General features: G+C 47.1%; 10 protein-coding genes. 2 read left to right on the top strand and 8 right to left on the bottom strand.

Annotated features, from left to right (window positions below):
* Positions 1-2: 2 nt before the first annotated feature.
* The 6 genes from LJ740_RS13315 to LJ740_RS13290 form a co-directional block, all read right to left on the bottom strand.
* Complete coding sequence (locus LJ740_RS13315; protein ID WP_229529581.1) at positions 3-2,189, bottom strand: malate synthase G; 2,187 nt, start codon at positions 2,187-2,189, stop codon at positions 3-5.
* Between the two features lie 153 nt (positions 2,190-2,342).
* Positions 2,343-3,278 (bottom strand): LysR family transcriptional regulator, encoded by a 936-nt coding sequence (locus LJ740_RS13310; protein WP_229529580.1) that lies wholly within the window; start codon positions 3,276-3,278, stop codon positions 2,343-2,345.
* Positions 3,279-3,480: 202 nt separating this feature from the next.
* Entirely contained in the window at positions 3,481-4,425 is a 945-nt protein-coding gene (locus LJ740_RS13305; protein ID WP_229529579.1) for a phospholipase A, read from the bottom strand.
* 190 nt (positions 4,426-4,615) lie between these two features.
* On the bottom strand, positions 4,616-7,381 hold the full coding sequence (locus tag LJ740_RS13300) for a CHASE domain-containing protein (protein ID WP_229529578.1): 2,766 nt from the start codon (positions 7,379-7,381) through the stop codon (positions 4,616-4,618).
* Between the two features lie 284 nt (positions 7,382-7,665).
* Positions 7,666-8,127, bottom strand: coding sequence for a YHS domain-containing (seleno)protein (locus tag LJ740_RS13295; RefSeq protein ID WP_229529577.1), 462 nt, complete (start codon positions 8,125-8,127; stop codon positions 7,666-7,668).
* Between the two features lie 67 nt (positions 8,128-8,194).
* The gene (locus LJ740_RS13290; RefSeq protein WP_229529576.1) at positions 8,195-8,968 is read right to left on the bottom strand and encodes a substrate-binding periplasmic protein; all 774 of its coding nucleotides are present in this window, start codon (positions 8,966-8,968) and stop codon (positions 8,195-8,197) included.
* A gap of 173 nt (positions 8,969-9,141) precedes the next feature.
* On the opposite strand from LJ740_RS13290, the gene LJ740_RS13285 reads away from it, so the two are divergent.
* Both LJ740_RS13285 and LJ740_RS13280 read left to right on the top strand, forming a co-directional pair.
* On the top strand, positions 9,142-10,092 hold the full coding sequence (locus LJ740_RS13285) for a chemotaxis protein CheV (RefSeq protein WP_229529575.1): 951 nt from the start codon (positions 9,142-9,144) through the stop codon (positions 10,090-10,092).
* 14 nt (positions 10,093-10,106) lie between these two features.
* Positions 10,107-10,505, top strand: a complete 399-nt coding sequence (locus LJ740_RS13280; RefSeq protein WP_229529574.1) for a VOC family protein — start codon at positions 10,107-10,109, stop codon at positions 10,503-10,505.
* 14 nt (positions 10,506-10,519) lie between these two features.
* On the opposite strand, the gene LJ740_RS13275 is transcribed toward LJ740_RS13280, so the two are convergent.
* Positions 10,520-12,046 (bottom strand): carbon-nitrogen hydrolase family protein, encoded by a 1,527-nt coding sequence (locus tag LJ740_RS13275; protein WP_267498244.1) that lies wholly within the window; start codon positions 12,044-12,046, stop codon positions 10,520-10,522.
* 63 nt (positions 12,047-12,109) lie between these two features.
* The gene (locus LJ740_RS13270) at positions 12,110-13,753 is read right to left on the bottom strand and encodes an alpha-amylase family glycosyl hydrolase (protein WP_229529573.1); all 1,644 of its coding nucleotides are present in this window, start codon (positions 13,751-13,753) and stop codon (positions 12,110-12,112) included.
* Positions 13,754-13,838: the final 85 nt, after the last annotated feature.

The raw sequence follows: 13,838 nt of genomic DNA, 5'->3' as shown, positions 1-13,838 counted from the left end.
AACTAAGCTTGGCTGGCTTTCATTTCCAGGCGCTTGCGATGCAGAACTGGCTCAGTATAACCACTGGGCTGCCCTTTTCCTTCATAAATAAGTTCCATAGCGGCCTGATAGGCAATGGCACGTTCTGGATCAGGACACATGGCGATGTACTCACTGTCGTTGGCGTTTTGTTGATCCACCAAGTTTGCCATTTTTTCCATGCTGGCTTTAACTTGTGCTTCACTGACAATGCCATGTTCCAACCAGTTGGCGATGTGCTGGCTGGAAATTCGCAGGGTTGCTCTGTCTTCCATCAAGCCCACATTATTGATATCCGGTACTTTGGAGCAGCCTACTCCCTGGTGTACCCAGCGCACTACATAACCCAGTATGCCTTGCACATTGTTGTCCAGTTCCGCTTCCAGATCATTGGCGCTAAGGGTGGCTACATCCGGTTTTACCGGGATACTTAAAATGTCATCTAAGCCATCGAAGTCCACTTCACTCAGTTGCTGCTGCATAGAAGCCACCGATATTTCATGATAATGCAGCGCATGTAAGGTGGCAGCGGTAGGAGAGGGAACCCAGGCCGTATTGGCTCCGGATTGCACGTGGCCGGTTTTGGCGGTCATCATTTTGGCCATGTTATCTGGCTCTGGCCACATGCCTTTGCCAATCTGGGCTTTTCCGGCAAGACCGCAGGCCAGGCCCTTGGCGACATTGGATTTTTCATAGGCCTGAATCCATGGCATGGCCTTAAGCTCCGTTTTGCGTGCGAAAGGCCCACATTGCATAGACGTGTGGATCTCATCACCGGTGCGGTCCAAAAAGCCGGTATTAATAAAGGCAACTCTTGATTTTGCCGCAGCGATACAGGCTTTCAGGTTGACGCTGGTGCGACGCTCTTCGTCCATAATGCCGATTTTTATAGTATCCGCCGGTAGCGCCAGAATCTGCTCCACTTTACTAAACAGAGTATGGCTAAACGCCACTTCTTCGGGGCCGTGCATTTTGGGTTTTACAATGTAAATACTTCCGGTTTTGCTGTTGCTGAATTGGCCTTGCTGCATTACGTCCTGTTTGGCGATAAGGCAGGTGATCACGGCGTCCATTAAACCTTCGTAGACTTCTTCTCCGTCAATATAGATAGCGTTATTGCGCATCAGGTGGCCCACATTGCGCACAAACATCAGACTCCTGCCAGGCAGGCGAATGGACTCTTCATTTTTGCCCGTGTATTGCCTGTCCTGATTTAAAGAGCGGGTGATCACTTTGTTGCCTTTGCGCATCTCGAGTTTCAGATCACCACGGATAAGCCCAGCCCAGTTTTGATACACCAGGGTTTTATCTTCGCCGTCTACTGCAGCCACTGAGTCTTCGCAATCCATGATCGTGGTCAGAGCTGCTTCTAACACTACATCTTTAACGTTGGCGGGATCGCCTTCACCCACCAGATGTTTGCCGTCAATCTGAATTTCAACATGAAGTCCATTGTTTTTCAGCAAAATACAAGAGGGGCTGGCTGCCTTGCCCTGGAATCCGATAAATTGTGCATCGTTTGCCAGCTTTTGGCTGGCGCCATCTTGCATGGTAACTGTTAATTCAGCGTTGGAAACGCTATAGGCAACAACATCACGGTGAGAGCCGTGTTGTAACGGAAAGGATTTATCTAGCCAGGTTTTTACCCATTCCACTACCTGTTGACCCCGCACCGGATCATAGGCCAGCGATGTGTCGGCTTTGCCGGGCAACACATCTGTGCCATACAGAGCATCGTATAAACTACCCCAGCGGGCATTTGCTGCATTCAGGGCATATCTGGCGTTATTGATAGGAACCACTAACTGTGGTCCCGCCATGGTGGCGATTTCCGGATCCACGTTTTGCGTGGTGATCTGAAAATCTTCTGGCTCTGCCACCAGATAATTGATGTCTTTCAGAAATTGTTTGTAAGCCGAAAACTCCATTTCCGGATGTTGATTGTGCCAACTGTCAATTTGCTGCTGCAGTGATTCGCGTTTCTCCAGCAGTGCTTTATTAACGGGTTGTAGCTCCAGCAATAGCGCCTCAAACGCTTGCCAGAAATCACTTTGCGCCAGTTTAACGGGTGGCAGCGCTTCACTGTTGATGAATTGCCAAAGTGCTGGATGAACAGCGAGTTTGCCTGCTGAGATGTAGTCGGCGGGAACATTGCCCTTGCTGGTGGTCATATTACAACTTCCTCAAACTGTAGGGTCGCAACACCTGACATGGTAACAAGTGGTGTTGCTGATTGTGTTTTCTTTCAGTTTACGCCCGCTGAATACCTTAATAAAAATTTATGACCTCTATGATTGTTATAAATTTCATGAATGAAATGGTGACTATAAGGTTTCGGCCACCTGGGTGATTAAGCGACGTAACCAGATATGGCCGGCGTCGTGTTGTAATAACGGACTCCAGGCCATTTTTAATGCAATAGGCGGCACATCAAACGGTGGGTCAATGACTTTAACCGCCGGATCATCACCGTACAGTTTGGCTACCCGGGTGGGAAGTGTGGCAATCAGGTTGTACTTTTTAGCCAGTTGCAGCGCCACATGGTAATGGCGGGTAAAGACACTGATATCCCGGACACAACCTTGTTTTTGCAACTCGGCATCTACCCACCCCAGCTTTTGTATTTCTTTGGGATCAATACCAACACCGACACCAAAGCCGGTTTTACTGACCCAGATGTGTTTGGATTGCAGATATTCATCTTTGCCAAAACTTTCAATAAAGGGATGTTTTGCATTCACAACACAGGAAAAGCTGTCGTACCAGACCACTTTTTGATGAAACGACAAAGGCAATTCTTCAAAGCGGTTGATTGCCATATCAACCTTGCCCTGTTCAACATCATGGTAGGTCACATCACTGGGGGTTATCACGTCTAAGGAGATGTGAGGTGCCAAAGCCTGAAGCTGCTCCAGCAATACCATCAGCAGCGTAGATTCTGCATAATCGCTGGCCATAATACGGAAAGTCCGTTCACTGGTTTCTGGCTCAAATTCGGTTTCGGGTTGAATGGTAGCTTCCAGTTTACTCAGAACATCGCGGATCACCGGTTGTAATTGCAGGGCCCGTTCTGTTGGTGTCATGCCTTCGCTGGTACGCACTAAAATCGGATCATTAAACAAATCCCGCAAACGACGCAGACCGTTACTCATTGCAGGTTGCGTGATACTGAGTTTGTTCGCGGCTTTGGTGACACTGCCTTCCCGTAATAAAACGTCCAGGTAAACCAACAAATTGAGATCGATTTTAGCTATATTCATTGTAAAAATAGTGTGTATATCTTTGATAAATTCATTGAATTGTAATGGTTGCACGGTGACTTGTCAGCCATGAATCGAAAAAATGTTTGCCGGAATTGCTTTGACTTTAACAACGCATAACACCGGCAGACAGTTCAGCTGATAATTTCTGCAACGGATATCTCCGCTAAACTACCTTTGTGAGTACAACACTTTCTTACCGTTACAATATGTCGTTCAGGGCAATTCCGATACCAAAGCGTGTTTGTTTGTGGTTGTAATCAATCAGGCTTTCTCCGTAACCATTAAATGCGGTAGCGTATCCCCGAAGTTTGCCCCACAGTGGGAAGGTCAGGCCCAGTTCAATTGCACCATTGTGTGTTGAGAAGTTATTGCGTCCCTGAAACATCAATTCCATGTCATGCCATTGATATAACATGCCCAGTTCAAAATGGCCCATGTAATCTTCAATGTCCGGGTTATCATCGCCTTTGGGATCTAACGGGGAGGCTTTTTCATCTTCGGAAACGCGGGTCCAGGGGCGAAATGACAACGCAAAATTGTTTTTCTCGAACAGAAATTGTCCGTAAATTCGGTTCCAGCTACGGGACAGGCCCTGAGTCCGGCCATTCGACTGATGTTCTGCGCCTATCACAAAGGCAGTATTGCCTCCTAACGGATGCCACTCCAGCGGTGCGAGGTAAAACAGTTCCGGTTGATAGTTGGTTTCTCTAAACGGCTTTGAAATGTTATCGGCATAAATTTGCCACCAGGCCTGCAAAGTAAATCCAAAGTACAAGGCATCACCATCGATAAACAGATCTTCCTGTAGCAGGGGGACCTTAAAACTCAATTGATATTTAGCTTCAACTTCAGCCAGATTTTCCTGATAGCCGTTAACATTTTCATAGGGTAAGCGGTTAATGGTGTTGGTGCTGTATACGGGTAACACGTAGTTCATGCGGTGCGGTGTGATCACAAAAGGTTCGAACTGGGTACGGGATTCGTTGTAAAGCCGTTGGCTGATCAGGCCGGGTTTAACTTGTTCCGATGCGGCCTTGGTGGTGGCTGAGTCTTTAACCGGTTGTTCTGCGGCGGTTTTTACTGCGCATTGCTGACGCATTTCTGCCAGCGTCATAGTGTCATCGCCACCCTGGTAAAGTGCCATAACGCACGCGGTTGCTTCATCTGCTGGCGGCGCCGCAAATGCATATCCACAAAGCACAAGGCAATGTATCAGAAGTCCTGTTCGCAAGCCTTTCAGCGGTAACATAATCGTATCCTTTTGTTAATCAGCAAAGGTGAGCATAGCATTTTTGCGCGGTGCGGGCAGACTATCAGTACTCTCAAAACCGGTATCAGATACTACTATTCAGGTCTGATTGTTGCTTGTCCGTAACCACATTGGCTAAACATTCACGCAGTGCGTCAATGGTTACCGGTTTGGTCACGTGGGCACTGAAACCAATTGACAGCGCATATTCACGACTCTGAGAATCCGCATCGGCGGTCAACGCAATGATGGGAAGATCTTGCGTACTGCGGTTACTTCTGAGTCGTTTTGTGGCTTCGTAACCATCAAGCACCGGCATTTGGCAATCCATTAATACGGCATCATAATTCTGTTCAGCAAGTGCCTCGACTGCCAGTTGCCCATTGCTCACAATGTGAAAGTTAACCCGTAGTTGTTGCAACATGGCCGCGATGACCTGCTGATTAATTTCATTGTCTTCAGCCACCAGTAAATTCAGTGAACTAACGTCGATATCCTCTCTGACCTCAGATTGAGGTGGTTTCTCATCGGTCAACAAAAAGCGGGATCGGAAACTAAAAATTGAACCCTGTGGATGATGTGCAGAGATAGTAATATCGCCCTGCATAAGCTGGCTTAATTCTTTTGATATGGCAAGCCCCAAACCGGTGCCGCCAAAATGCCTGGACGTGGAGGAGTCTGCCTGAACAAAAGGTTTGAACAGCTCTTTGCGCTTTTCCTCTGAAATACCAATTCCGGTATCGATTACATCTATTTTTAAACTGGCATAACCAGCTGATGAATCGGTGAGCCAGCAGAGCAACGATATCCCCCCTGTACTGGTAAATTTAAGTGCGTTGCTGCACAGGTTCATCAATACCTGCTCGAAGCGGGTTTTGTCGCCAAGTACACAGAGGTCTTGCGGGATGGCACTTTTAAACCGCCAGTACAGGTTTTTGTCTTCTGCTAAGGCACTAAACATCTCGCTGACAGAGTGAATTGACTCAGACACACTGAAGGTCTCAACACTCAGTTCAAATTTATTCGATTCGATTTTTGAGATATCCAAAATATCGTTAATGATGTTAAGCAGTAATTTCGAGGAGGTGCTGATTTTATTGAGATAAAATTTTATCTCGTCCACGTTGTCACTGGTGTTGGCAAGTTGTGCAAAACCAATTACTGAGTTCATCGGGGTTCGGATCTCGTGGCTCATATTGGCTAAAAATCGACTTTTAGCCTGGCTGGCCTGTTTGGCTTTTAGCGTCGCTTCCCGCAAAGAGGCCGTTTTGCCGTCCACCAGGTTGTCCAGAAACTGTTGTTGCGAATTCATCATCAACACGATCAGAATGATGCCCGCTACTGTGAACACCTGCAATAAAAACAGCGGGCCAAAGGCATTGTTTTGACGGGCTGAGATATACCCCTGATTCAGGGTGAGTTTGATTTTCCAGGATTGTCCAATCAGGTTGATATCAATCGTTTTGAAGTAGTTATGTGCAACCGCTTTATCGTTTCCTTCAAAGTTTTTGAAAAACGGAATGTCTTTGTCTGCTTCAAAGGTTTCGACAAAAAACACCTCTTTATCCGTGGCATTGAGGGCCTGTTTCATCAGAATCTTGGTGTAAAACACGCCAGTTACCATGCCTTTAATACTGGCCTGGCTGAGCTGTGTCGATTGATTTTGAATAACCGGAAAGTACAACAAAAATGCGGGAATGGGCAGCTCATCCTGAACCAGATGTACGATCGGAGTGGCGCGAGGCTGAAAGTTTTGCAAAATGGTGTTTAAAGTGTTTTTGCGCACCGGGTTGGAAAATACATTGTAGCCAATAGCACTGCGGTTGCCTTCTTCCGGATATACATATTTTATATAATTAATCGGGTCCGACGGGGTCAGAGGGCGACCTTCAATAGAGACATCATGCTGATAAATTTGCTGCAGTAGCATCTCGTGCTGTTGCACATCTTCAGCGTCAATAATCGGGTTCCAGGAGATAGAGCTAAGCACCTCTGAATTGGCTGTATAGACTTTGGCTTTGTCTTCAAATTCAGTTTTACTGAGTGCCGGATTTTGCTGAACAAAGGTGGATACTTCTCCCAGTTGCACTATGGTTTTTGTAAGCTCTCTGTATACCTGGTTTTCAATTTGCTGGGCTTCCTTTTGCAACCAGTTGAGCGATGTATTCTTTTCTTTTTCGATAAAAAACCAGGAGATTGAAACTACCGACACAAACAAACAAATCACAGCCGAAATGACCACAAAACGGGCTTGTCGTATTTGTTGTTTTACACTGTTGATTTCCATCAGGCACAGAAGCAATGGCGTTGCCATCAAAACACCCAGCGAGTCTCCCAACCACCAGAAAACCACATTGGTCCAATAGTCATCGTGATTGTAACTGGGATTGAATTCGCTTAATGACCAGACGCCGATATTGGCAGATAACAAATTGAGTAAGACGCCAACAAATACAATGAATTTGACGACTCTGGCGCTATCCACGTGCAGAGGGTTGCCGGTCCAGTACCTGAGCAGCAGTGCGCCTGCAATCGCCTGTAGTGTAGCACCACATGCGATAATTAAGTTTTGCAGGCCCACCGATGTAAACACCGCGGTAAGTTGAAAGCCGGGGGTAACCGAGCAGTTAAAAATAAATGAGCCCAGTAATACGGCGGGATAAAAACGCGGTCCAAGGATAAAACAACCCGAAAGAGCGATGCCTGCGGGTAACCAGATGGGCATTACCTGTGACTGAAAGGTAACAAACGAGAGGATGTATCCCGTGGCGATAAAACCAATAAAAAGTGCCAGATAGAGGCTGCTATAGCCAAAACGGGACGCTGTAATGGTGTAATCAGGTTTGGTCAAACGCGGGTCCTTTAGAGGCTGTGTTCAGTGAGTTTCCCTTTTGGTCGGGAAACGGGCAGCATTCAATTTCTCAGTACTTTCAGAGTATAACCAAAGGAATGAGTTTTGTGTGAAAAGCGACAAAATTCTCACGATAAATGATTGATTAACGGCAGCTATTGATGAATATGGGATACATAGCGAATTCCAGCCTGGTCAAAAGGCAATTGCAATACACCGTGCTGGCTGTCGCCTGCAGACTTTAACAGGAGCAGGCGCAGCGACATTTAGTTTGAAGGGGGGCGTTAATACCAGGCGGATTGCGCTTGCTCGGGGAATCGTTCTTTGTAAAATCCGTTGCCTTGCTCAACAAACAGCGCTTTTTGTTCCCGCCAGTCCTCCATGACGCTCTTGTTGTAATTCAGGTAAAGTTTGCCATCAAACAGTGTCCAGGCTTCACCGTCTACGCTTGCCAGGCGATCATCAGCCATAGCCCAGGCACAGTAACCGCCATACTCAGGCAGGTACTTTTCCGGATCAGCAATGAACAACTGCATGTTGCTCTGTGATGCGAAGCGCCATTTTGCACCCTTGTATTCATAGGTAAACTCTTTCTTGCCTTCAATAGCCTGACTATCTGTCCAGTAGGCGACAGTGTCATAACCATCAATGGCCTCATCGCCGAAAAAGGAACGGTACACAGGTTCGTCAGCCGCACTGGCTGCACTAAACAATAAAGCAAAACACCATACTAACAATTTTCTCATTGGTTCTGTCCGGTTAGATTATCTGACAATAAAAACCGGGCGCGTTGGTATTTTATTTCAAATTTTGCTAATACCACTGAGGGTTGTGGCGCTGGAAGGTTTGCATCAATTGTTCAAACTCACCGGATAAGTACATCTCAATTGCCTTTTGATTCATGCGTTGGGCATCAAAGGCAAATTCGGACTGACGGGAAAGCGCGATATAAACTTTGGTCCCATTGATTACCTGATAACTGGCCTGCTTTATGGAATCTGTAAATTCAGGGTGACTTTTTACAATGTTGGTACCGTAATAATCAGTACAAACGACGGCATCGACTCGGCCTTTGGCTAACATGCCGAAGGCGGCGGGTAAGGTGTTGACTGCAACCCGGTTAAAATAACCACCAGGCGCATTATCGAAGAGGTCAAATTGTCTCGCGCCTCTGACCACGGCGATATTGAGACCCGCAAGGTCTGAGAAGTCTAAAATATCCTCCGCTTCATTGCGGATAAAAAAGCGCTTGATGGTGTGATCGTCGTACAAAAACATGTGGTAGTTTTGCTGTCGTTGTGCTGAGTCCAGCAGGCCTATCATCAGGTCAACTTCGCCATCTTCCAACCATTGCAGGCAGCGTTTAAAGGGAATATCAGTGGTAAACGTGAGTTGATAGCCGAGATTTTGTGCGAACTGTCGTGCCACTTCGACATTTTCGCCGGTTGCCAGACCATTTTCCAGTACGATTTGCAAAGGTGGGTAATGGTCAATGCACAATGACAGTGTTGGTGTTTCCCTTGCCAATAACGACAACGAAACCAAGCCGAAAAGCACCTGACTGATGAGTATTGCCCTTTTTAACACCTAAACCTCGGGTTCAAAAAACATCCTGAAGTCTGCAGCATACGTTTTCCTGGTCAGGGGTTCAATTGTAAAAATCGCCATTCACATTTGCCCGAATACTACATTAGATGTAAAGTTTTAAAATCTAATTCACGAAGTCGCAGTCAATTCTGGGCTTTGCTTACAGGTGTGAAATGTCAGGTCTTCTTGCCTCTGTTGATCAGCGTACAAAGTTAGTGGGTGAAAACCGCCTCGAGCTTTTACTTTTTCGTCTGAATTCACAACAGATTTTTGCTATGAACGTGTTTAAGGTACGGGAAGTGATCCCCGTGCCGCAAATGATTCAGATGCCTGGGTCGCATGAACACTTGTGTGGAGTTGCCAGTCTGCGTGGTTTGTCAGTGCCCATTGTGGATTTGCGTCGGGCGATAAAAATGCCGCCATCGCCCTTGGGTGATAACCGCAATGTGATTATCACCGAATACAACCGCACCGTGCAGGGGTTTTTAATCGGTCCGGTTTTGAGTATCACCAATTTGTCCTGGGCTGAGATCCTGCCGCCACCAAACAGCGCGGGTAAAAACAACTACCTGACGGCGTTTACTCAAATTGATTTAGAAGGTCGCAAGCAGATAGTTGAGATCATCGATGTCGAGAAGGTGCTGGCTGAAATCGTTTCCTATGATATTAAGGTCTCCAAAGAAATTCTGGATGATGAAGTCAATGAACATCTGAAAGGCAAGCGGGTCTTAATTGTTGACGATTCCAACACTGCCAGACAGCAGATCAAAGAATCGCTGAAGCAGGTGGGTATTGAGGTGATAGAGCGTCAGGATGGTTTGCAGGCGCTGCGTTTATTAAAACAGTGGGCAGACCAGGGTAAATCCATCAACGATGAAATATTAATGATGTTTACTGACGCTGAAATGCCGGAAATGGATGGTTATATGTTAACCGCTGAAGTGCGAGCGGATGCCAGATTAAAAGACCTGTTTATTACTCTGAACACGTCGTTAAGTGGTAATTTCAATGAGGCGATGGTGGAGAAAGTGGGCTGCAACCGCTTTATTTCCAAATTCCAACCCGATATGTTGATTAAATGTGCTCAGGAACGCATGAGAGAAGTGCTTGAAGGCAAACGTTAAAAAGGGAAACACTGATGACCGGACCCGGAAAGATGACCCCCATGCTGAATGTCAAAGACATATTCAGAAGTCTGGACTTTTATCAGGATGCACTGGGGTTTGAATTACTCAGCCCGATGGAAGAACTCATTCACTTTCGTTGGGGTATCATTGCCGCTGATGGTACCGAATTTATGCTGTCTGAGTCAGAATCTGCGCCGCAGGCAGACGCCGCGATTGACCCGTTGCTGAATCATAACTGGGCGGTTAATTTTTATTTTTATCCCGCCAATATTAAAGCCCTACACGATGCCTTGCTGAAGAAAAAGTTTCAACCAACCGCGCTTAAACAAACCGAGTATGGCATGCAGGAATTCAGCATTCAGGACCCGGACGGCCACCTGTTAAGCTTCGGTGCGGAATCCCGCACCTGACGCTGATTACCGGGTTATTTTTTCACAAAGCTCACCTTGTAGAGATCATCTCGTCGGTCTTTCAGATTTTGCACCGTGCCTTCGCTATGCAATATTTTCAGCTTGGTCATATCCAGATCGGAAAATAACAACATCTCAGTGTTGGGGGTAGCTTCATTGAGAATCGAGTCATGAGGAAAGGGAAAATCAGACGGAGTTAACACCGCAGATTGTGCGTATTGTACATCCAGACTTTCCACCTGTGGCAGGTTGCCTACACTACCGGCAATCACCACATAACACTCGTTTTCGATGGCTCTGGCCTGAGCGCACAGTCGCACCCGCAAATAGCTGTTTTTCGTGTCAGTCCAGAAGGGCACAAACAAGATATCTAACCCCTGGGTTGCCAGCAAGCGACCCAGTTCCGGGAATTCCACATCATAACAAATCAAAATGCCGACCCGTCCGGCGTCGGTTTCAAACACCTGTAGATCCGAGCCGCCCTTTAATGCCCAGTCGTTGCGTTCATGCGGGGTGATGTGAATTTTGCGTTGCTCGTCAATTTTGCCACTGCGATGGCACAGGAAAGACGCGTTGTAATACTCTCCCTCTTCCATTATCGGCATCGAGCCGGTAATGATATTGGCATTATATTCCACCGCCATTTGCGACATGGCTTCCACAATCTGGTTGGTGTAGGTAGCCAGATAATGGATGGCCTCGATTTGCTGATTTACTTCCTTTTTCAGGCCCATCAGCGGCATATTAAAAAATTCCGGGAACACGATGAAATCACTCTGATAATCAGACACGGTGTCTACAAAGTATTCTACCTGAGAAAGCAGCTCTTCCAGTGAGTCTACTTCCCGCATCTGCCACTGTACCGCGCCCACCCGTACTATCGGTTTCGGCATGGTAAATACCGTTTGCGCGGGTTCATACAAAATGTTGTTCCATTCCAGCAGGGTGGCAAAACCGCCGGATTTTTCGTCTTCGGGAATGTATTTGCGCAACAACCGGATTACCCGGAAGTCGTTGGATAACTGGAAACTGAGGATCGGATCATAGATGGCGTGATTCGCCACTTCGTTGATGTATTCTTGTGGCGTCAGTTGCTCCGCATGTTGGTGGTAGTTTGGGATGCGACCTCCGGCCAGTATGCCTTTCAGATTGTATTGTCGACAGACATCTTTACGCGCATCGTATAATCGTCGACCCAAACGCATACCTCTGTGACTTTTCGCGATTACCACATCCAGGCCATAAATGGCGTCGCCATCGTCATTGCCTTTAACATTATCGTTGCTGTCTACGATGTCATCGTAGGTGTGAGGGTTGGAAAACTTTTGGTAATCCACGCGCAGAGAAAAGGCTAAGCCCACCAGGGTTTCGCCTTCAAACACACCTATTTGCCCTTCCGGAAAGTGCTTCACCAGGCGCTCCAGCGTATGACGTGGCCAGGCTCCGCCCAAATCCGGGTAGGCTTCATCCATCAGCGTTTTTACCTGTTGGTAATCGGTAATCGTCAATGCTTTTAAAAGTATGTGTTGTTCTTCTGACATAATTACTCGTTGTTTTTGTGAGTTGCTTTCAGGTTATCTTTCAATGGCTGCAGTCGTCAATTGTCATTGTGTATCAGCAGGTTGAACGGGCGTTTCCTGAAAAATAACATATCCCGGTCCTTTAAACGTCAGCTGGTCGTTTTCGATCACCAGGGTATCGCTCTGACTAAGAATGTTCCCTGTTTTTGTTATCTGTCGCGGCTGGTCACTAAACCAGAACAGGCATTGCAATACCATAGTATCGTCAACGCGACGGAAGCTGAGCAGCTCACCGTCAGCGTTTATCTGGTGGATATCACCGCAAATAAGTGCAGCCTGGGTCTTGCGAAAAGCCAGAAATTGCCGGGTGAAATTAAGTGTTGAGTCGGGGGCCTGGGTTTGCGTCTGAACGGCTAGTGGATAGTGACTTTGGGCAACGGGTAACCAGGGGGAAGCGTCAGTAAACCCGGCGTTTGGCGCGTTGCTGTCCCATGGCATTGGGGTGCGGCAGCCATCGCGCCCCTTAAATTCGGGCCAGAAGGTAATGCCCCAGGGGTCCTGTAGTTGTTCAAACGTTAACGTCGCTTCCGGCAGGCCCAACTCCTCGCCCTGGTAGAGGCAGACACTGCCGCGCAAACAAAACAAAAAAGCCAACAAGGTTTTGACTAATTTATCCTGCTGTTCAAAGCGGTCTCCCCAGCGGGACAGCACCCTGGTAATATCGTGATTGCTAAATGCCCAACTGGGCCATCCATCCGTGAGTAAGGTTTCCTGCTGAGCAATAACATCGGCGAAATATTGTGCGCCAAACTCTTCGTTTAACAACCGGAAACTGTACGCCGTGTGCAGTTTATTCTGGCCGCCGGTGTAGTCCTGCATCATTTTTTCGGCATTTTTATCACCAATTTCACCCATCAACATGCGGGCCTGATATTGATTTAGTAGATGGCGCATGCGCTGTGTATAGGCAATGCTTTGTGGACGGTTTTTGTCGTACAGATGAGACTGAAAGTCGTAAGGATTAAACAGTTTGCGCCTGTCCTGCCTGAGTCCCGGATTGTTGCGCAATTGGTCATCGTGAAAGTAATAATTCACCGTATCAAGGCGAAATCCATCCACACCCAGGTCCAGCCAGAACTGCATTTCTTCCAGCATTTGCTGTTGCACCTCTGGATTGTGGAAGTTTAAGTCGGGTTGGCTGACCAGAAAATTATGTAAATAGTACTGCTGGCGACGACTGTCCCATTGCCAGGAAGAGCCACCAAACACACTTTGCCAGTTAGTGGGCGGTGTGCCATCTCCCAATGGGTCCTGCCACACATACCAATCAGCTTTGGCGTTGTTTTTATCCTGACGACTCTCAACAAACCAGGGATGTTGATCGGAAGTATGGCTTAACACCTGATCAATTATCACTTTGATGTTGCGGGCATGGGCCTGACGGAGCAGTTCTTTAAAGTCGTCAAGCTGACCGAATATCGGATCTACTTCCCGGTAATTGCTGACATCATAACCAAAGTCTTTCATTGGTGAGGTAAAAAAAGGCGATATCCAGATGGCATCCACATTGAGTGAATGAATATAATCCAGTTTGCTGATAATGCCCTGTAGATCGCCGATCCCATCCTGGTTGGCATCGCAAAAACTGCGCGGATATATCTGATAAATGACGGCCCCCCGCCACCAGGTATCGGTATTGTTGGCATCGTGTCCTGAAAAGTCAGTCATAAGTAGCCTCCTGGTCATTGAACTTCAGCTATTGACTATGCCATATCTGTATTTTGGTTTTAATGGCGAAATTGCTACCCTGCAT

The organism is Planctobacterium marinum (genome assembly GCF_020687805.1).
Lineage (GTDB): Bacteria > Pseudomonadota > Gammaproteobacteria > Enterobacterales > Alteromonadaceae > Planctobacterium > Planctobacterium marinum.
This window is presented reverse-complemented; position numbering and strand designations above follow the sequence as displayed.

Excerpts from the sequence above, each read along its gene's own strand:
- LJ740_RS13305 (WP_229529579.1), bottom strand. The coding sequence starts at position 4,425 with ATGGCACTTTACCAGGGTGGCGATGACACTATGACGCTGGCAGAAATG.
- LJ740_RS13280 (WP_229529574.1), top strand. The coding sequence starts at position 10,107 with ATGACCGGACCCGGAAAGATGACCCCCATGCTGAATGTCAAAGACATA.
- LJ740_RS13315 (WP_229529581.1), bottom strand. The coding sequence starts at position 2,189 with ATGACCACCAGCAAGGGCAATGTTCCCGCCGACTACATCTCAGCAGGC.
- LJ740_RS13310 (WP_229529580.1), bottom strand. The coding sequence starts at position 3,278 with ATGAATATAGCTAAAATCGATCTCAATTTGTTGGTTTACCTGGACGTT.
- LJ740_RS13270 (WP_229529573.1), bottom strand. The coding sequence starts at position 13,753 with ATGACTGACTTTTCAGGACACGATGCCAACAATACCGATACCTGGTGG.
- LJ740_RS13275 (WP_267498244.1), bottom strand. The coding sequence starts at position 12,046 with ATGTCAGAAGAACAACACATACTTTTAAAAGCATTGACGATTACCGAT.
- LJ740_RS13295 (WP_229529577.1), bottom strand. The coding sequence starts at position 8,127 with ATGAGAAAATTGTTAGTATGGTGTTTTGCTTTATTGTTTAGTGCAGCC.
- LJ740_RS13285 (WP_229529575.1), top strand. The coding sequence starts at position 9,142 with ATGTCAGGTCTTCTTGCCTCTGTTGATCAGCGTACAAAGTTAGTGGGT.